Raw genomic sequence first — 19261 nt, 5'->3', positions numbered from 1 at the left:
ATGGTAGGCGGAGCCGGAGACCTTCACCGTTAGCAGCGAAGGGGAGTATCGGTGTTAAGCCTGTACTTTAGAGGTGATCCGCGGGCAGCGGATAACAAAGGTGGTACCGCGAGTTAACTCTCGTCCTTTTACAGGACGGGAGTTTTTATATTGGGGAGGGTTATTAAATGAGAAAAGTTGGTTATCTGGGGCCGCAGGGAACTTACTGTGAAGAAATCGTATTGTATTTATATAAAAACAATGAAGCGGCTTTAATCCCCTATAACGGTATTGATGCCGCTATTCGAGCGGTTGCGCTGGGGGAGACTGATGAATGTATCGTTCCTGTTGAAAATTCACTGGAGGGCTCTGTCAATATTACTTTGGATACGATAGCCCATGATGTTGCGCTATATATTACCAAAGAGATAGTCTTGCCTGTCAGGCATAATTTGCTTGGCAAGCAGGGTTGTCAGGAGGTGACAACGATTGTTTCCCATCCCCAGGCACTTGCCCAATGCCGGAAAACCCTGGCGATTCTTTACCCTCAGGCCAAACTGAAACCGGTTGAAAGTACGGCCGAGGCAGCCAGAATAGTTGCCGGCAGCGATGGCTTATATGCAGCTATAGGCAGCCTGAAGGCAGCTGAAATTTACGGACTGGCCGTATTAGCGCCGGACATTCATGATCATCAGGCCAACTCAACCCGGTTTATTGGTCTGGAGCCGCAGGCTGCAGCCTGTGTACAAGGGAAAAGCAAGACTACATTCGTGTGTCAGATTAATGGGGAAAGGCCGGGGAGCCTGTATAATATTTTGGCCGAATTTGCCAGCCGCGAAGTAAACCTTACCAGGATAGAGTCACGGCCTGCCCGCACCGGACTGGGTATGTATATTTTCTTTTTTGACCTTGAAGGCAGCCTGGCGGCGCCGAATATCGCCGAGGCTGTCAGCGCAGTTAAAGCAAAATGTCTGTGGTATAAAAACTTCGGGTCTTATCCGATCGTATATGTAATTTAGATGTTACCATAAACATCCGTTAGACAGGCCCTGGTACTTATGTTATAGTATTTCTAAAGACAAATGTACTGTGTTAGTAGAAAGGTGATGTACTATGCCGGATATGATGCCGAATTACGTTACTGATACTGGCCTGGACTTGACAAATGACGAGTTTGTTTTGGAAGACAACGGCGATTAGTGCCAATAAAAAGACGCATTGCGTCTTTTTATTTTGGCTGTCTTTTTATCCCCGGCAGAATTTATAAAAATTCGCTGCTATTGAAAAATCTTTACCCAAAAGGGCACAGGCGGCTTCCGCCGGCATCCTAAAGGACTTGGCATAGCCAAGTTTTTCTAATTGTATGCAAGGAATTTTCCGGCAGCAAGCGGAATTATTAAGTAATAAAGTCTTATGTGGGGTGAAAGCATAATGGGTAAATATAAAGTAGTAATAGCCGGCCACCTTATGCCGTCGGCTTTGGCGGCGATACAGGCACAGTGTGAGGTGCGGCAGTGGGAACAGCCCGGGGTGCCTACACTGAACCAGTTGGGCGAGTGGCTGCAGGCGGCCGAGGGTTTGCTGGCTTTGCCTAATATAGCTGTTAATGCCGGGTTGCTGGCGGCTGCGCCTAAATTAAGGGTCATTGCCCAACCAGCAGTAGGTTATGACAATATTGACATTCAGGCCTGTACAGACCGGAAGATTCCGGTTGCCAACACACCGGGAGTACTTGTAGAGACGACCGCGGATCTGGCTTTTGGCCTGTTACTAACGGCTGCGCGCCGCATCCATGAAGGCTGGGCTTGGGTACAGGCCGGTAAATGGCCGGAGGCAGCGCTGCCGCTTGGCGTAGATTTATATGGTAAGACACTGGGAATTGTTGGTCTGGGGGCCATTGGGGCGGCGGTTACCAGGCGGGCCAGGGCCAGCGGTATGAAAGTCATCTATAATAATCGCCGGCAACGATCTGATGATGACCTAATCGGGGCTGAGTATTGTTGTTTTGAAGAGCTGCTGGCCACGTCTGATTTTATTATTGTACTGACGCCGCTTACCCTTGAAAGTCGCGGTCTGTTTGCTGCCAACGAATTTGCCAGGATGAAGCCGACGGCCTATTTTATCAATGCTGCCAGGGGTGCGGTAGTGAATACCGAGGCTTTATACAATGCTCTGGTTGCGCGGCAGATAGCGTACGCTGCCCTGGATGTTACCGACCCTGAGCCGCTGCCGGCCAGCCATCCGCTCATAAAACTGCCCAATATTCTCATTACTCCCCATATCGGCAGTGCAACAAGGGAAACACGCAGCAGGATGGCGCTGCTGGCAGCCGAGAATCTGCTGCTGGGGCTGGCTGGCAAACCACTGGTCACTTGTGTGAATAATGAGGTGAATTACCAGTAATAACCAGGTGGAAAAGCGGGGTTGTAATGGGCAATCCCGCTTCAATAAATTAATATTGCCGATTACAATAGGATACATTATTGCTTATACAGATCTTTGCATTCAGCGGGAGGGAAACTATGGATCAATCCCAGGCTCTGGGTCAGGAGAAAATCAGTAAACTGTTGTGGGATTTTTCTCTGCCGGCTATAGTGGGTATGGTGGTCAACGCTTTATATAATATAGTTGACAGCATATTTGTCGGCAATGGGGTTGGCGATGTTGGCCTTACGGCGGTAACAATAGCATTTCCCATTATGCTTGTATTAATGGCCATTGGCATGTTAATCGGCATTGGTGCCTCTACGCTGGTATCAATCCGTCTGGGTGAGCAGAAATACCAGGAAGCTGAATTTATTTTAGGCAATGCATTTACCTTGATGGTTATTGCCGTGCTGCCGACAACAGCCGGGGCTTTTCTGTTTTTAGACCAGATTCTGGTGGGGCTGGGCGCCGAAGCCAATGTACTGCCCTATGCCCGTGAATTTACCCGGATCATTTTGCTTGGCAGTATATTTATGCATATTGGGTTCGGCCTGAATAATATCATACGGGCGGAGGGCAATCCCCGGGTGGCAATGGCGACCATGCTTATTTCCGCAGTAATAAACACCGCGCTTAATCCGCTGTTTATTTTTGTTTTTGAGTTGGGAATAGCCGGCTCAGCCCTGGCGACTGTGGTTGCTCAAGCCGTTTCCGCGACCTGGGTTCTCAGGTATCTTACCAGTGACAAGAGTGTCCTTAAATTACGCTGGACCAATCTCCGGCTTGATAAAAATATTGTGTATGAGATTGTTAAAATCGGCCTGTCGCCATTTCTGATGCAGCTTGCCGCCAGTGTGGTAACGGTGATATACAACTACAGCCTGCTGCGATATGGCGGGGAATTGGCTGTGGCCGCAATTGGGATTATTAATCGGGTGGCGATGTTGATACTAATGCCCATTTTAGGTATCAGCCAAGGTGTGCAGCCAATATTAGGCTATAATTACGGGGCCAAAAATTATACCCGGATGCTTGAGGTAATAAAATTGGGCATATATGCAGCCACTGCTGTTTCTATTCTGGGGTTTATTGTAACCCAGTTATTTGCTACGCCAATCATCCGGGTATTTAATAATAATCCGGAGCTGATTGCCATTGGTTCGAGCGGGCTGAAGGTGTTTCTCATTTTACTGCCGATTATTGGCTTTCAGATTATCGGCGCCAACTATTTTCAGGCTGTCGGCAAGGCTGGTCACGCTATTTTCCTCAGTATGTCCCGGCAAGTCATTATCTTAATCCCGGCCATTCTTATCCTGCCGCATTTTTTCGGGTTGCCGGGCATCTGGTTTGCCGGTCCGGTCGCTGATTTTGTTTCATCACTTGTAACCGGGGGCTACTTGTGGCTGGAACTGCGGAAACTGGACAACCTTACCTGATGAATAAGCCTGCCGATGCCTGCTGTCCGGGTTTTGCTGGCAAATAATTCTTAGCTGGCTACCTGGCTGCAGGGCAGGAAATACCGGTTAAGCAGCGAATAACAGCCTGTATAGATTATGAAAGGCTGATAGGTATGAAAAGCTGGTTGCTGGTTGCCATTCTTCTTTCCGTTATTGTTCTGGCGGGGGCGATTGCCGCAGTGCCGGCCGCGGCGGCCAAAGGAAGTAACCAGGATGAGGATATGACCCGGGAGAAAGCCGATGAAAAAAAGGGCAAAAAACTTCGCCATGGTTATATCAAGCATGATGGGAATAAAGTCTATTATTATTGGTAATATTGTTCAGTTGAAAGGCTAAACCTAGAACAGGTGCTAGCCTTTTTGTTTTATCAGTATTAGTACCGGGAGCTGAAGTGAAGTGCTAGTACTTCATCTTTCTTAAAACCGATACACGGTCTATTAACTGCTGTTTGAATAAGGCTTTCGTCATGGGCAATTTTTAAAGCACGGAGGCAGGATTTTCCGGTTTATTGGTGTACATATTTACAAAGTGGAATTATTATTTTCTAGGGATGCAAAACGGGAAGGGCGGTAGGTATGAAGTTTTCAGTCCATAATCTTGTCAAGGAACAGGAACAATATGTGGTAGCTATGCGGCGCCATTTCCGGCAGCGGCCTGAGCTTGGGGGCCAGGAATATGAAACCCAGAAAAAAATAATAGCAGAGCTCAGGTCTATGGGGCTGGAACCCCGGCCTGCTGCCGGTACCGGCGTGATTGCCGAGATTACCGGCAGCAGGCCGGGGCCAACGGTGGCAATCCGGGCGGATATTGACGCTCTGCCGATTCAAGATGAAATTGATCAGCCATACCGCTCAGAGAATGCGGGTCTCTGCCACGCCTGTGGTCATGACGGCCATACGGCTATGCTGCTGACTATAGCCCGGGTATTTAGCGCAATGAGAACTGAGCTGGCAGGCAACATCAGGTTGTTGTTCCAGCCCAGCGAAGAGCGGTTCCCCGGCGGTGCTCTGCCTATGATTGCCGACGGTGCCCTCCGGGGCGTGGCTGCTGTTATTGGCGCCCATTTGTGGCAACCGCTCGCCGCCGGAACCATGGGGATCACCTATGGGCCGATGATGGCCTCACCTGATGAATTTACCATCACTATTCAGGGCCGTGGCGGCCATGGCTCGATGCCGCAGCAGACGATTGATCCTATTTATGTGGGCGCACAAATTGTATTAGCCTTAAAGACGATTACCGGCAATCAGATCAGTACGAATGAGCTGGCAGTTCTATCGCTTGGTGCGTTTAAGGCGGGCGAGGTATTTAATATCATCCCTGATACCGCTGTTCTGCAGGGTTCGGTGCGGACTTTCTCCCCGCAGGTCCGGGAAAAAATATTTGCGAGTATTGAGCAGATCTGTGCCGGTATTTGTGCGGCTGCAGGGGCTGCTTACACGTTGGCGAATTGCAATGGTTATCCGCCGGTGATTAATAATCCCCGCCTTGCCGGCGTTGTAGCCCTTGCCGGTAAGGCGGTGCTGGGGGCTGATCAGGTTATTGAGATAAGCCCGGTAATGGGAGCTGAGGATTTTTCCCGGTACCAGGAGCAGGTACCGGGCTGCTTCCTGTTCATGGGCATTGGCAATAAGGAAAAAGGGATTATATATCCCCATCACCATCCCAAATTTGATATGGATGAACAGGCGCTTGTTCATGGGGTTGAAGTTATGGTTGAGGCCGCTTTGCGGCTGCTACAGAAAACTTAACTGGAATAAATGCCAATGAGAATTTTTAAAGCAGGAATACAGGCAAAGTTGGAGAACCAGTCATTTATAGTCATTAGTTTTCGGTGGTTGGTTTAACTTATAGAAAGAAGCTAATAGGAGGGTACTTATGTGGACCGTAGTATACATAGCTTCTAACCGGGCACAGGCCGAACTGTATAAAAATGTACTGTGTAATGAAGGGGTACTTGCCAACATTCGTGCGGCCGGAATTGTTTCTGCTCTCGGCGATGGCTTGTATGAAATTTTGGTTTTGGAATCAGAAGCCAATGAAGCGCACGCGATTTTGTGTCAACACGCGATACGATAAAGCGTATTTAATTAAGGAGTGTTCATGTTGCTAAAAAAGACCAAGATTGTTTGCACGGTAGGCCCCAGTACCGATAAGCCCGGTATTCTGGAGGCAATGATGGAGGCAGGCATGAATGTCGCCCGGTTTAATTTTTCCCATGGACAGCATGCCGATCATATCAGGCGGTTAGCCAGGGTAAGAGAAGCCGCCCGGAATGTCAAGCGGCCGATTGCCCTGATGCTTGATACCAAAGGCCCGGAAATGAGGCTGGGCTTATTTGCCGACGGCAAGGTTTATTTGGAGAAAGATCAAAAGTTTGTATTAACAAGCCGCGATGTGCTTGGTACCAGTGAGATTGCCTCTGTTACCCATAAGCTATTACCGCGGGAGGTTGCGCCCGGCCAGCTGATACTGATTGCCGATGGTCTGGTAAGCCTTCAGATCGACGCTGTTGACGGCGATGACATTATTACCACTGTTAAAAACAGTGGTCAAATTGGGGACCGCAAACGGGTAGCCGCACCGGGGGTTGCGATTAACCTGCCGCCTCTGTCTGAGCAGGATGTTGCTGATATCATGTTTGGTATTCAAAATCAAATGGACTCCATTGCCGCTTCTTTTGTACAGCGGGCTGCCGATGTGCTGGCAATTCGCAAGATACTGGAAGCTGCCAACTATGAGATGGACATCGTGCCTAAGATTGAAAACGCAGAGGGTGTTCATAATATTGACGAAATCCTCAAAGTCTCTGACGGTATTATGGTCGCCCGGGGCGACCTTGGGGTAGAGATTCCGGCGGAAGAAGTACCGCTTGTCCAAAAAATACTGATCAAAAAGTGTAATAAAGCCGGGAAGCCGGTTATTACCGCTACTCAAATGCTGGAGTCTATGATTACCAATCCCCGGCCAACACGAGCAGAGGCCAGCGATATTGCCAATGCGATCCTGGATGGGTCGGATGCTATTATGCTCAGTGGCGAATCGGCTTCAGGCCAGTATCCGGTCGAAGCTGTGCAGACAATGGTCCGGATTGCCGTTCGTACCGAGAACTCGCTCCGGCACAGTGAACTTTTAGCAGGCAAAGGCATTCAATTGCAACGTACAACGACTGATGCGATCAGCCATGCCACTGCCCAGATAGCACATGAACTGGGCGCGGCAGCGATTATAACCTCCACCCAGTCCGGCTACACTGCCCGCATGGTGTCAAAATATCGTCCTCAGTCTACCATTGTTGCTGTTACTCCCAACGAAAAAACAGTGCGGCGGATGCTGCTGCTCTGGGGGGTTTATCCGGTTTTGGGCCCCAGTTTTAATAATACCGACGAAATGGTGCACAGCGCGGTTGCCACTTCATTACAGGCCGGGGTTGTTAACGACGGGGATTTACTCGTGGTTACGGCCGGGGTACCTGCTGGCAAATCGGGCACCACCAATATGATCAGAGTACACATTGTTGGCAATATTTTGACGCGTGGCACCGGCATCGGGCAACAGGCCGTTACCGGCAAGGTTGTTATTGCCACTTCTGTTAAAGAGCTTAAAGCTAAATTCCGGGAGGGTGACATTTTAGTAGTTGCCAGTATTGACGAGGAAACGGCACCTTATGCTGCTAAGGCAGCGGCAATTGTTGCTGAGGAAGGCGGACTAACCTCACATGCCGCTATCGTGGGGGTAAGCTTTGGCATGCCGGTGCTGGTCGGGGTGGAAGATGCTACCGAACGGTTGCAGGATGGTGCGATTGTTACTGTGGATGCGGCCCGGGGGATTGTATATCAGGGAGAAATTAACGCTAGATAGGGAGAAACCCTTATGGCAGTATGGTTGATTGGTTTGTTAACAGGAGGGGGAGTTTTAGCCGCGTGGTGGTTGTACACCAGGCGGCTGGACTGGCAGTTTAAGACCATTGAATCTCAGCTCCGCGGCAGATCCCGTGAGCGCCGGCTGCCTGCTGCAGCTGCTAAACGAATGATGCGGCAGATATTTAAGTTATTAAAAACCAGTTTAATTGCCGGTGATGCAGATAACATTTACCGTGCTTTTGATCTATTAAAGCTGGCCCTAGGCTATGGCCTAGGCGGTGCCGCCGAGCCTGGCCGCCTTACCGCCGCTGTTTTTCTGGCCCTGCGTTCCCACCAGCTTGATGCCGCCGGTCATGGTATTGACGCTTTCCGGCCCCTGGTAAAAAATATAAATGCGGCCGAGCTGCCGCCAATCGTGGAACAGCTTGGTTTAATTGCTGTCATCAGTTTAAAACACCGCCATAATTTTCTGGCCGCCCGGGCAGTAGAAATCATTTTTGCCAGCCTGGGTACAGTACAAGCCGATGGTGTGCGTACGGCGGTAATGCGGGCCTTAAAAGTAACAGGTCTTACTGCTTTACGCCGGGGTGATGCCGGTCTTGTCCGGGAGATTCAGGCAAAACTGGCAGCCTGGCTTGCCGCCGAACCGCCGGACAGCGTTATCCAGGAGCAGGTAACCGGGGTATTGTCGGCCTGGCTGCTCCGGGTAGTAAAAGCAGGTGACGCCTCGGTGATTGAACCTTTAACCGATTATATCAGGCAGCTGGCGGACAAAAAAGTATTAGCAAATAACACGTTAGCAGGTATTGTTGGTGAATGCAGTCATATCGCCGGTATGGACAGTCTCAATCCGTTCAGTCAGGCCGCCGGGGCAATATCCATGCTCAGTCTGGACTTAGCAGTACAGGTTCGGGCCAATGCTACCTGGCGTCAGGCTGTTGACAGCGCCGGGCAGGCGGCCAGACTGGCAGTGACGCAACGCAGCCTGGCCGAGAGTTTTGACATTGTCTATCCACTCCTGGAAGCAGGCCGGCGCCTTTTGGCTGCAGAACTTAATTCTAGTTTGGTAAACGATATATTCCGGCAGCATTCTCTCTACATACTAATGAGAGAATGCATGCAGCTGGTGGATTTTGTTTCCCGCCAGAATTTTACCATAACAGCTGCCGATATCATCGATGAGCTTTATCTGAACTGGATTAAGTGTCCGGCCAATACAGGCCAGCAAAAATCCATTAGGAAATTTTGTCAGCTATTGTTTTTATATTACATACGGATTAAGCGCCGCCAAAAATGTGCGACAGCCGAGGGCAGCAGTTTTTATGCGCCAGACACAATAACATTGGCTAACCGGGAACGGTTGGCCCAGCTTGGTTATTTAATTTAAAAAAGCAGGCAGACAATAAATGTCCGCCTTTTTTACCTCAGACTCTATTAAGTTCACGCCCTGGTGCGGGGTTATGCTTTTTGACGAATAGTACCCTGTTTGGGGAATGCCCCTGTAAGGGCCAGACTCAGCAGCGGGATAAGGCGACCGGCTTTATTGATGAGGGCTGCCATACCTGTGCTCAAAACAAGAGCTGCCAGATAAAAAGCGATTGTCACCGGTGCTGTTAGCTGTATACCGGCTTGCGTTAGTTCGATCATCAGATAATACATGACCAACGGATGGACAAGATAAACAAGATAGGAATAGTTGCCTAAGCAGGCCAAGCCGGTTGCCAGGGCCGCCGGCAAAGGTCGGCTGAAAACAGTGAAAAAAAACAGGGTTGCGCCAAGTGTATACAGGACCCCGACCGGACTCAACTGGTGGGAAGTGTTTACAGCCTGTTCCAGGCTGTAGTGTTCGTTGTAAATCAGGTAATAATAAAAACATAGCATACCTGTTAATGTTGCGGTAAAAAATACAGTGATCCGGTCTCTGTTCCGTTCCAGCGCGGCCAAAAATTGCGGATAAAGCTCAGCACAGACTGCGCCGAGGATGAAAATGAATAGGTAATGCAAGATTAAAAAACTCATGCGGTGCTGAACTGCGAGATTAAGATAGTGGTTGTCAAAGTCTGCGGTGAGTATATAACTGGAATAGTAGTTAAAGAGGATCTGGGCAGTCAGCAGGCTGAGCAAGCCAATTACCGGTGCTTTAAGCAGCCAGCGCACTAATTGTCGCCAGCAGGGCATACAAGCATAAAACCAAATGAGAATAACCAAAAAATATAATTGGTAAGAAGCCAGGCCAAAGGCCAGGTATTTATAAATAAGCGGGCTGTGCCAAAGGCTTATATCACTGCTGATCCAGGTATAATGCAGCATATAGAGAAAAGACCAGGCCAGGTATGGCAGCAGGACAGCCTTGAAGCGCCGGCGCAGGAAGGCCCGATAACTGAACTCGGTTTGCAGTGGCTGGCTGATAAATAAGCCGAAAGCCGATACAAAGAAAAATATGGGCACACTAAACCGGGTGAATATTTCCAGTAACGCAAACAAATGGGGATTGGCGGCAGGATTAGCCAGTGAATAAGCGCCGGTATGAATGCCTAATACACCTAACATCGATATGCCGCGAATATAATCGAGAGCAAGTATGTGCTGCTTGGCCATAGTGTTCAGCTGCTCCTTAGCATTGGTTTTATCAGTGTTGATTCGATCACATAGTACCCTTTAATTATAGGCTGTAGCGGCTGTAACTGCAATAAACTTTTGTGTAAAGGGAGATGGCAACAAATGCCTGAACAAGTGCAAGAAGGGCAGACGGCCCCGGATTTTACCCTGCCGGCGACCGGCGGCAGTCCGGTAACCTTGAGCCAGTATCTGGGACAGAAGGTAGTGTTGTATTTTTATGCTAAAGATAATACCGCCGGCTGCACCGATGAGGCCCGCGGATTTCGTGAATTATCGGCAGCTATTACCGCTGCCGGGGCAGTCATTCTGGGGATAAGCGGGGATCCCCTGGCGGTGCATGAGAAGTTTAGTGCTAAACACGAGCTCCCGTTTCCCCTGTTAAGTGATACTGACCGGCTGGTAAGTCAGTTATATGGCGTGTTTAAAGAGAAAAATATGTATGGTAAAAAAGTGATGGGGATTGAACGCTCAACCTTTATTATTAATGAACAGGGAATCATAATCCGGATTTTTCGTAAGGTCAAGGTTGCCGGCCATGCGCAAGCAGTACTGACGGCATTGAAGTAACTGGATTTTGTAAAGAATCACAACAAAGCAGTGCGGAAAAAGCTGCGCAAGCTATCATTGGTTTGCGGCGATGAAGTACCAGCCTGCGAAGAATTTTTTTAATTGGGCAGGAGATTGGATACTGCTGTGTAATAATGTATATTACTAAAATAAGGGAGTGACTATCCATGAAGCCAATCGGCCTCATCAACGGCAAGCTGATAGACTTAAATGAAACTATTGTACCAATGGAAGATAGAGGCCATCAGTTTGGGGATGGCGTTTATGAAGTAACAAGGGTCTATAATGGGCGTTGTTTTGCCTTGAAACTGCATGTGGACAGATTGTACCGTTCGCTGCGTGAACTGACAATCCCGGCTGTATATACCTATGATGAACTGGCCGAGTTTCATGATTTGTTAATCAAAGAAAGCGGGATTGCCGATGGGGCAATCTATCTGCAAATAACCCGCGGTTTTTCGCCCCGGGCTCATGGCTTTCCTGAGAATGTGGTGCCATGCCTGACAATGTCGATTCGGCCTGCCGGCGCTGCCCCTGATAAGAATAAACTGGAAGGCGCCAAAGGCTTGTTAATACCTGATGAAAGATGGCTTAGATGTGATATTAAGTCGCTTAATCTCCTGGGAAATGTCATGGGCAAGCAAAAGGCCAAAGAAGCCGGCTGCTTCGAGGGCATTCAAGTCCGGGACGGATTTGTTACTGAAGGAACCAGCAGTAATTTCTTTGTAATAAAAGATGGTGTTGCCTGGACACATCCCCGCAGTAATCTTATCCTGACCGGTGTTACCAGAACACTGATCGTTGAAAAAATAGCACCCGATCTTGGCGTACCGGTGATTGAGAAGAGATTTGATGAGGCGTTTGCTAAAGCGGCCACAGAGGCTTTTATCTCAGGCACTAATAGTGAGATCGTGCCGATTGTGGCCTTAAGCGGACAGCCGGTCGGCACCGGCAGTGTCGGGCCGGTCACCCGTAATATTCAGCAAGCCTACTGGGCGATGGTTGACCGGGAATGCGGACGTAAATAAGCAGCGAGAAAGGTGGAGCAAGCTATGAATATGATCGTTACCGAACGGGCGCAGGAATTTATTGCACAAGAGGGAGGTATTATTACTGTAAAACTAGAGCAACGTCTAATTCCTAATTGTTGTAATCCTCCTTCGATAGCGCCGGTTCCGGCCGTAAAAACAGGTAAACCAGAAGAGGGCGAAGCTGCCGAATATGCAGCAGTGACAATTGATGGCGCTGAAATTTACGCCCATACCTCAATCCGGAACTATGACAATGAGAATCCTTTGCGAGTTGATATTGAAACCACGCTGTTCGGTAAACGGCTGGTTGTGTATGGCCTGCCTGCCCCCGGCAAAGACTGCGGTGGCTGTACATCCTGTTAGAAAAAACGGTTTGTGCCTGTTGGGGCATAGATTGCCTTATCCCTTTTCATGAGGCTAAAAAACTGCTGGCGGCTTTGGCCGCCAGCAGTTTTTTATTTAAAATTAGTAGCACAGCTTGAGCAGCTGCCGCCATCTTCCTGGATTTTTTCTTCCAGGCGGCCATTGTTGAATAAAATCATTTCGGCAATAGCCATTGGCAGCACCTCGGTAAGCAGCACTTCCATCGCGTTATGCATAGCCTGCTGTTGATCTCTGTGGCTCAGGGCGGTGGTTAGTTTGGCTTCAATCGGCTCGCGATAGGTAGTAAGCCAGCGCTGGTAATGGGCAAGCAAGGTAGGGCCATCATAATACATTATCGGTCACATCCTTTTTTATGTTTATCATGGTTGGCGGGTTAAGTTAAGTGACAATATTTTGGTCAGGTGCGCCAGCGAATAACACTCAAACATGGCGCAGTACTGGGAAAATAGTGTTATTGCGCTGTGCTGCCCCCAGCGCTCTTTGGGCTGGGTATTCAGCCAGAGAATGCGTTTAACTTTTTTGCTGATAGCGGACAATTCACCGGCTGTTTCGACCGGCGCCAGAGTATTGGCATCACTGATAATAAAAAGCAGGGTTGAAGGTGATAATAACTGCTTATAGTCGGCCTTCAGACTGGTCAGCGCAATAGATAAATTCGTGCCTTGTCCCATTTGGGCAGAATCTGCTACTAAAGAGGTGATAACCTGGGCGAAATCATCACTGCGCTTAAAATAGGCGGTGACTTTTTCTAAATCAGTGGCAAAAATGAAGGTTTCAATGTTTTTGACAACACTGGATAAGCCAAACAGCAGCGGCAGGGTAAAACGGACATATTTTGTCATAGAGGCTGACACATCACACAGTAGGACAATATTGGGTTTGTGGATTTTTTTGGTCTTGTATTTAAGGGCAATCATTGTACCGCCATAGCGGGTATTGCGGCGGATGCTCTGGCGAATATCAATCAGCTTGCGGCGGCCGGTCAAACGGAAGCGCCGGGAAATGCGGGTAGTCAGCCTATGCGCCAACCGTTTGATCAGGGCTGTGACCTGAGGAATCTCATGTTCGGCAATATCCTGCATGTTTTTATACAGCAAAGAATTGCGGCCTGTACCGCCAAGGCCGGCAGCCGAGCCGACAACATGGTCAAGCTCGTGATGCCCCAATAATTGGCGGCGGGCGGCAGCCAACTGAGCCAGATCTTCCGGTGACAGCTGGCGCTGCCAGAAGGACAATGAGCTTTTGAGCAGGTTTTCCACTACCGGCTGAAAAGATTCTTTTACATTATGACCGGTCGAGGTCTTTCCCAAAAAATCCTGCAGCCGCTTTTTTTCCTGTTCAGGCAAACGTTTATAAACATCCATAAGCTCATCCGGGAGCTCAAGCGGGCGCCCCTGGAAGACCAGTTCTTCCTGGGCTTGCTGCGACTGCTCAAGCTCAGATTGTTGTTTAGAATCCCAATCCTCCCGCTGCTGCTGTTTGGCTTCGGGCGGCACAAAAAACAGGTTAAACGCTTGATCAAAGGCCGCCTGATCTTCAGAATTCTTGATTAGTGTGCTTTTTAAAGCCGCCCGAAATACATCCCGGTCGAATTGTTCGATAACCGTCAGGCTGTCTACCGCGTCAATGGTTTCGGCAATGCTTACCCGTACCCCGAGCTGGCGGAGAATCTGAACAAATCCTACTAAATTATCAGCAAGTGAATGCAATAAGATCAGCCCCCGCAGCTTTTATCGCTATGGCAATCCATGGTAGTAGTCGCCTGTCTGACAGCCTTGCACAGCCCTTCAGCCCCTAAATCCTTTTGGAAGGCCATAAGATCATCGCGGTTTTTAAATAATAGTCCCATTGTCTGTTGAATCAGGGTTGAATCAAGGTGGTCGGCGTGCATGGCAATCAGCGATCTTGTCCAGTCCAGTGTTTCCGCAATTGACGGTTGTTTGGCCAGCATTAGATTGGTGCGCAGGTGATTGACAGCTGTTGCAATCTGCTGTGCCAGTTTTTCGGTAGCTTCAGGAATTTTAGCGCGGATAATATTAATTTCTTTTTCTATAGGTGGATAATCAATATATAAATAAATGCAGCGGCGGCGCAGGCCTTCGGATAATTCCCGGTCATGGTTGCTTGTCAGTACCACAATGGGGATATGGCTGGCTTTGACAGTACCAAGCTCAGGAATCGATATTTGAAAGTCTGATAAGATTTCAAATAAGAAGGCTTCAAATTCTTCGTCGGTTTTGTCAATTTCATCAATTAATAAAACCGGACGTTTCTCGGCCCTGATAGCTTTCAGTAAAGGGCGCTCCAGTAAGTATTCGGGCGAGAAAATATCGTTTTCGGAAAGGTTTTGGCAAGCGCTGTCTCTGCTCATCTGAATCTTGATCAGCTGGCGCTGATAATTCCATTCATATAAGGCTTTGTTTTCATCCAGACCTTCATAGCATTGCAGGCGAATTAGCTCGGTATTAAACACTTTACTCAATACTTTGGCAATTTCGGTTTTCCCAACGCCGGGCGCACCCTCAACTAAGAGCGGTTTTTCCAGCTTTAAAGCTAAATAGACAGTCGTTAACAGTTCTATATCACTAATATATCCTTGCGCTTCAAAAGCAACACGCAATTCCGGCATGGTGATAAAAGGCGTAGATTGCTTGTCCATAACAATTCTCCTATCTCTATTAAGCTATAGTCCTAATTTTACAGCAATTTAATAATATTTGACAAGTGAAACGTTTCCCGCAAAAAAACAAAAGCTACTCCGAAGAATAACTTTTGTTTTTGTTTCTACTATTATGTATCGCTGGTTACAGGTTGATGCCGATAAATTCGCCGCTTTTAAACGGGGTATCTTCTACTAACTGACCGGGAAGGATTTCAAAATGTTTAAAGAACTTCTTGGCGCCGATATAGGCACCTTTAGCTGCATAGCGAACAGGGAAAGTATTGGGCTGCAGCTGCTCCATTGGCAGTATGCCAAGAGCCTGTTTTTCAGGATCATAACCTAACATGCAGAAATGATTGTTTTCTAAAAGCTGGGTAGCTTTTTTGTTAAAAACAATACGGCCGTTAGGACGCACTTCAATTACAGGTTCATCATTTTTGGGTGTACGCGTGCGATGCGGTTGAAACAGAGTAAAAGAAAAGCCGTTTTCTTCACTCATGCAAACTCACTCCTTACAAGTTAATCGATACATTTAAAAGTATGCTCAAACTTGCAAAACTATAAACATGAAATTGCAAAAAAAATAAGTTTATTTTGATATTATCGTGATTATCAGCGGAAATGCAGGATTTTTTTAAAGTGGGGCATAATCTTATTTAGTAATAGTTTTTTCAGTTGAGACTGTTTACAGGAATATACAAAATATAGGGGGAGTTTAAATGAATCAGATGTGGTTTCAAGTTCTGGCAATTATGATTGTAGGCAGTATAATTAAGTATATGTTTCATAATTCTCTGGCTTGGGTAGTTATCGATCTGGCCGTACTTGGTATTGCTTATTTATTATTACGCCGCGACCCCTTCATTGATATGAGACGATCAATGATTTTTCTCGGTGGCTTAACGGTTGTTAATGTTTTGGTAGACTTAGGCATCATGAGTGGAATGCTTGGTAATTTAGCTTTGCTTGCACTCCTGGGCTATATGATGTTTGGGCGCGATTATAATAACAGACGGCGCCGTTAGAGGGGGAGAGAGGTGTCAGAATACAGGGGTGTTACCAGGGCGGCTCTTTTACTGGCGCTTACGCTGATATTCCAGTCACTGCGCTTTTTTATTCCCTTGCCGCCGTTTCTGTCCACTTTTCTTATTGGCAGCTTAGTTAATGCCACACTCTTGATCGCTGCGGAAAAGACTGGGCTGTGGCCGGCGCTGATGATAGCGGCAATAGCTCCTGTCGTTGCCTACTTTCAACAGCTTTTATCGCTGCCGCTGTTTATCCTGCCTGTTGCCTGCGGCAATATGGTTTATGTCGGGCTTTTTTTAACAAGCCTTAGCCGGGGCCGGGTTTTGGCCATTGCTTTAGGAACAGTGGGCAAGGCCGGGCTCTTATATGGAGCTTTTGTTTGGCTGCTTACTGTTATTGCGGTTCCGCCTAAACCTGCCGCCGCCATTATGCTGGCAATGAGCTGGCCGCAGCTAATAACCGGTGCTTTGGGAGGTCTGATCGCAACCGCGGTTGCCAAACGCCTTAAATAACACTTATTACTTCGGCTCGCAATTAGGAATTGCTATAACCAGTGGGCAAGAGGGCGCACAACCGTGAGAATTTGCGGGCCGTTTGGGTTTAGCGAAGAGGAAGCCATAAGTTAAAGCCCTGGGGGCAGGCCCCGGGGTTTGGCTCCATCAGATTTATAAAATGACCACATTATCTTTTTAGTTTGCTGACGGCCAAAATGGCAAATGACGGCGTCAGCCCCTCCTAGCAGCCCCCTGCCAGTATGCGTCGTCGGTGCTTCCTTGCCCTTTACCATTTTGTCTCGCCCTAAAACTAACATATAACATGGCCAAGACACGAGGACTGTTTTTATAAATTGAAATTGCCGGGAGGATTGTTTGGTGACACAACAGGAGCAAAATAATATAAATGCCCAGCAACGGGCCACAGAGAATTTTAAAGCAGGTTTTAATTGTGCCGAGACCGTCGCCCGGACTTTCCGGGACCTGCTAAATTTAGACGTTTCCGATGAAGCTCTTAAAATGGCTTCAGGCTTTGGCGGTGGTCTTGGCCATGCCGGCTGTATGTGCGGGGCCTTGTCTGGGGCGACAATGGTGTTGGGCATGCTCCAGGGGCGGTCCAGCAAAGAGCAAAACCGGGGCCCGGTCTACAGCAGTGCCCAGGAATTTCATAATATATTTTCCGATCAATTTGGCGCAACCTGTTGCCGGGTACTTAATCATCATGATTTTGGCAGTCAGGAACAGCGGCATACGTGCCTCAAAATTACCGGTACTACTGCTGATTTGTTAATGAAATATATTTTTGATAAACAATTAATCAAAGGAATTTAAAAAATCCGGGACAATAGTTTCCCATTATCGGCCAGCCATTGACGGCATTCCCGGTATTCAGGCGAAAACCGGCCAACCTGTTCCCAAAATCTGACCGAATGATTAGGGACTAGCAGATGACACAGCTCGTGAATGATCAGGTAATCGGCCACCTGGGGCGGAGCCATGATAATTCGCCAGTTATAGTTAATATTGCCAAGACTGGAACAACTGCCCCAGCGTGTTTTTTGGTCTTTGATGGTAATTCGGGCCGGGCACACGCCGATTACTGCTGCCCATTGCTTGGTTTTATTGAGAAATAATTCACCGGCCTGCTTAACAAGCCAGGCTTTTATTAGCTGTTCAGTCATGGCTTCCGGGTTAGTCTTAGGATCGGCAGGCAGTTTTACAAGCACCTCTGCCGGTGTTAGTGAGATTTCTGGCTTGCTGCTGCCGGCCAGGACTGTAAGTGTGCGCGGCTCACCCCGATAGAGTAACTGGGAGCCTGTTGTCAGGCGTAGATTTACAGGGTTGGCCGCAAGGGCGGACAGTTTATGCAGACGGCTGGTGAGCCATCTTCTTTTCACCATGATGATATGCTCAATCTCAGCAGTGGTTAGTTTTCCCGGGGTAATGATCTCCACCATGGCCGTTGGCAGTACCCGTATCTGAATATTTTTCCGGCGTTTATCCAGCCGCTGGCTATAGTGAAGATTCCGCCCATTGAATTTAATTGTTGGCATAGCAGATTCCTTTGCAAATTATTTTAAGTGTCAATCCTTTGATGATGATATATTTATTGGCCACCGACTCATATTATCCCTGTAGCATACTTGAATTCTCGGCAAAAAAAGTTGCTTGACAATAAAAACGGTAAATGGTATTATAACAAATGTCCGATAACAGACAAGTTAATTTATGCCCGGGTGGCGGAATGGCAGACGCGGAAGACTCAAAATCTTTTGTTGGTAACAACGTGGGGGTTCAAGTCCCTTCCCGGGCACCACTAATTCTTAACAACAGTTAAAAATGCTGCGATTGGCAACCGATAGGTCTATGTGATTTTATATCAGCTAGACCTATTTATTATTTAAACACCGCAGCTTAATTTACTGAAAGGCGGAGGCAGTAAAAAAAAAAATGTAATTTATTTACATTTTTTCATAAAATTAGAAGGAAAATTACTCCTTAGGCGCGAATATAATCGCAACAACAAAAACGCAAGGGGTGATTTTTTATGACAGAATTGCTTAGTATCAAAGATATATCGCAAGAGCTGGGGATTCCGCAGAGCACGCTGCGATATTATCGGGACTTGTTTCTGGACTATCTGCCGGCTATGGGGGAGGGGAAGAAGAAACGTTTTTATCCGGAAGCGGTTGAGGTATTTCAGACTATTGCCAAATGCATGCATCAAAATAAAAACGCTGATGATATTGCGAATGAGCTGGACAGCCGTTTTACCAGATTTATTGAGATTGATCCCGAACCGCAGGAAAACAGCGCAACATATTCGCATAATGACGAAACTGTTCAATCTCAGGCCTTATCGACAATAGATCAATTTGACGGTTCTGCGATTATGGCTGTTATCGCCTCGCAAAACCAGGCTTTGCAACAAATTGCGGCTACCATCAGCATGGTTAACGGGCAGCAAGAGGAGTTGCAGCATTTAAAGCAGGAAGTAACTAAGCTGGAAGAACGCCTGGAAACAGAACTGACTGATCATTTCCAGTTAATAGATATTCGTTTACGCCAAATTACAGAGGAAAAAGAAAGTAATAAGCCAAAATCATTTTGGCAGCGATTGTTTAATTGATTGTGACAGTATTACATCCAAGGCAGTGAGCTCAAGGTAAATTACCTGGCCGCTGCCTTTTTAGCTGCCCGATCAATGGGGTTAAATTGGTAATATTTGTAATTTAAACCTGTAAAATTACAA

Annotated in this window: 21 protein-coding genes, 1 tRNA gene and 1 other annotated feature (1 of these 23 cut by a window edge); of the genes, 16 read left to right on the top strand and 6 right to left on the bottom strand. The window is 47.7% G+C overall.

Annotation, left to right across the window (positions count from 1 at the left end; genetic code table 11):
- Window positions 1–131 (top strand) — a binding site (T-box leader); it begins 135 nt to the left of the window's first position.
- A 36-nt stretch (window positions 132–167) separates the two neighbouring features.
- The 8 genes from pheA (at window position 168) to SPTER_RS11670 (ending at window position 9113) form a co-directional block, all read left to right on the top strand.
- Window positions 168–998 carry a prephenate dehydratase gene (gene pheA / locus SPTER_RS11705; protein ID WP_144350565.1) on the top strand — a complete coding sequence of 277 codons (831 nt, stop codon included), beginning with the start codon at window positions 168–170 and terminating at the stop codon, window positions 996–998.
- A gap of 412 nt (window positions 999–1410) precedes the next feature.
- Window positions 1411–2382 (top strand): 2-hydroxyacid dehydrogenase, encoded by a 972-nt coding sequence (locus SPTER_RS11700; protein WP_144350564.1) that lies wholly within the window; start codon window positions 1411–1413, stop codon window positions 2380–2382.
- A 119-nt stretch (window positions 2383–2501) separates the two neighbouring features.
- Window positions 2502–3842, top strand: coding sequence for an MATE family efflux transporter (locus SPTER_RS11695; protein ID WP_144350563.1), 1341 nt, complete (start codon window positions 2502–2504; stop codon window positions 3840–3842).
- A gap of 134 nt (window positions 3843–3976) precedes the next feature.
- Window positions 3977–4177, top strand: a complete 201-nt coding sequence (locus SPTER_RS11690; RefSeq protein ID WP_144350562.1) for a hypothetical protein — start codon at window positions 3977–3979, stop codon at window positions 4175–4177.
- A 261-nt stretch (window positions 4178–4438) separates the two neighbouring features.
- Window positions 4439–5614: a M20 metallopeptidase family protein gene (locus tag SPTER_RS11685; RefSeq protein WP_144350561.1), complete on the top strand. Its 1176-nt coding sequence runs from the start codon at window positions 4439–4441 to the stop codon at window positions 5612–5614.
- Between the two features lie 127 nt (window positions 5615–5741).
- The gene (locus SPTER_RS11680; RefSeq protein WP_144350560.1) at window positions 5742–5942 is read left to right on the top strand and encodes a hypothetical protein; all 201 of its coding nucleotides are present in this window, start codon (window positions 5742–5744) and stop codon (window positions 5940–5942) included.
- A gap of 24 nt (window positions 5943–5966) precedes the next feature.
- On the top strand, window positions 5967–7724 hold the full coding sequence (gene pyk, locus SPTER_RS11675; protein ID WP_246105583.1) for a pyruvate kinase: 1758 nt from the start codon (window positions 5967–5969) through the stop codon (window positions 7722–7724).
- Window positions 7725–7736: 12 nt separating this feature from the next.
- The gene (locus SPTER_RS11670) at window positions 7737–9113 is read left to right on the top strand and encodes a hypothetical protein (protein ID WP_144350558.1); all 1377 of its coding nucleotides are present in this window, start codon (window positions 7737–7739) and stop codon (window positions 9111–9113) included.
- A 71-nt stretch (window positions 9114–9184) separates the two neighbouring features.
- On the opposite strand, the gene SPTER_RS11665 is transcribed toward SPTER_RS11670, so the two are convergent.
- The gene (locus tag SPTER_RS11665) at window positions 9185–10324 is read right to left on the bottom strand and encodes an acyltransferase (RefSeq protein WP_144350557.1); all 1140 of its coding nucleotides are present in this window, start codon (window positions 10322–10324) and stop codon (window positions 9185–9187) included.
- 123 nt (window positions 10325–10447) lie between these two features.
- Between SPTER_RS11665 and SPTER_RS11660 the strand changes: the two genes are divergently transcribed.
- The 3 genes from SPTER_RS11660 to SPTER_RS11650 all read left to right on the top strand — a co-directional run bounded on the left by SPTER_RS11660 (window position 10448) and on the right by SPTER_RS11650 (window position 12306).
- Complete coding sequence (locus SPTER_RS11660) at window positions 10448–10912, top strand: peroxiredoxin (protein ID WP_144350556.1); 465 nt, start codon at window positions 10448–10450, stop codon at window positions 10910–10912.
- Window positions 10913–11079: 167 nt separating this feature from the next.
- Window positions 11080–11940: a D-amino-acid transaminase gene (gene dat / locus SPTER_RS11655; RefSeq protein ID WP_144350555.1), complete on the top strand. Its 861-nt coding sequence runs from the start codon at window positions 11080–11082 to the stop codon at window positions 11938–11940.
- A 24-nt stretch (window positions 11941–11964) separates the two neighbouring features.
- Window positions 11965–12306 (top strand): CC/Se motif family (seleno)protein, encoded by a 342-nt coding sequence (locus SPTER_RS11650; RefSeq protein ID WP_144350554.1) that lies wholly within the window; start codon window positions 11965–11967, stop codon window positions 12304–12306.
- A gap of 92 nt (window positions 12307–12398) precedes the next feature.
- Here the strand turns inward: SPTER_RS11650 and SPTER_RS11645 are convergent, their stop codons facing one another.
- The 4 genes from SPTER_RS11645 to SPTER_RS11630 form a co-directional block, all read right to left on the bottom strand.
- On the bottom strand, window positions 12399–12659 hold the full coding sequence (locus tag SPTER_RS11645; RefSeq protein WP_144350553.1) for a hypothetical protein: 261 nt from the start codon (window positions 12657–12659) through the stop codon (window positions 12399–12401).
- Between the two features lie 27 nt (window positions 12660–12686).
- Complete coding sequence (locus SPTER_RS11640) at window positions 12687–14036, bottom strand: vWA domain-containing protein (RefSeq protein ID WP_144350552.1); 1350 nt, start codon at window positions 14034–14036, stop codon at window positions 12687–12689.
- 5 nt (window positions 14037–14041) lie between these two features.
- On the bottom strand, window positions 14042–14986 hold the full coding sequence (locus SPTER_RS11635) for an AAA family ATPase (RefSeq protein ID WP_144350551.1): 945 nt from the start codon (window positions 14984–14986) through the stop codon (window positions 14042–14044).
- A 145-nt stretch (window positions 14987–15131) separates the two neighbouring features.
- Window positions 15132–15488 (bottom strand): hypothetical protein, encoded by a 357-nt coding sequence (locus tag SPTER_RS11630; protein ID WP_144350550.1) that lies wholly within the window; start codon window positions 15486–15488, stop codon window positions 15132–15134.
- A 220-nt stretch (window positions 15489–15708) separates the two neighbouring features.
- Here SPTER_RS11630 and SPTER_RS11625 point away from each other — a divergent pair, with 220 nt between their 5' ends.
- From SPTER_RS11625 to SPTER_RS11615, 3 genes are all read left to right on the top strand, one after another.
- The gene (locus SPTER_RS11625) at window positions 15709–16014 is read left to right on the top strand and encodes a hypothetical protein (protein WP_144350549.1); all 306 of its coding nucleotides are present in this window, start codon (window positions 15709–15711) and stop codon (window positions 16012–16014) included.
- A gap of 12 nt (window positions 16015–16026) precedes the next feature.
- On the top strand, window positions 16027–16527 hold the full coding sequence (locus SPTER_RS11620) for a hypothetical protein (RefSeq protein ID WP_144350548.1): 501 nt from the start codon (window positions 16027–16029) through the stop codon (window positions 16525–16527).
- Window positions 16528–16887: 360 nt separating this feature from the next.
- Window positions 16888–17340 (top strand): C-GCAxxG-C-C family (seleno)protein, encoded by a 453-nt coding sequence (locus SPTER_RS11615; protein ID WP_144350547.1) that lies wholly within the window; start codon window positions 16888–16890, stop codon window positions 17338–17340.
- Here the strand turns inward: SPTER_RS11615 and SPTER_RS11610 are convergent.
- The gene (locus SPTER_RS11610) at window positions 17337–18062 is read right to left on the bottom strand and encodes a M48 family metallopeptidase (RefSeq protein WP_144350546.1); all 726 of its coding nucleotides are present in this window, start codon (window positions 18060–18062) and stop codon (window positions 17337–17339) included. The two genes, SPTER_RS11615 and SPTER_RS11610, sit on opposite strands and share 4 nt — an antisense overlap.
- Before the next feature lie 177 nt (window positions 18063–18239).
- Between SPTER_RS11610 and SPTER_RS11605 the strand changes: the two genes are divergently transcribed.
- Together SPTER_RS11605 and SPTER_RS11600 are read left to right on the top strand one after the other, a co-directional pair.
- A tRNA-Leu gene (locus SPTER_RS11605) sits at window positions 18240–18325 on the top strand.
- A gap of 231 nt (window positions 18326–18556) precedes the next feature.
- Window positions 18557–19138 carry a MerR family transcriptional regulator gene (locus SPTER_RS11600; RefSeq protein ID WP_144350545.1) on the top strand — a complete coding sequence of 194 codons (582 nt, stop codon included), beginning with the start codon at window positions 18557–18559 and terminating at the stop codon, window positions 19136–19138.
- Window positions 19139–19261: the final 123 nt, after the last annotated feature.

The sequence above is a fragment of the Sporomusa termitida genome, assembly GCF_007641255.1.
GTDB lineage: Bacteria > Bacillota > Negativicutes > Sporomusales > Sporomusaceae > Sporomusa > Sporomusa termitida.
Note: the sequence above shows the minus strand (reverse complement) of the source record. Positions and strands in the feature narration are given on the sequence as shown.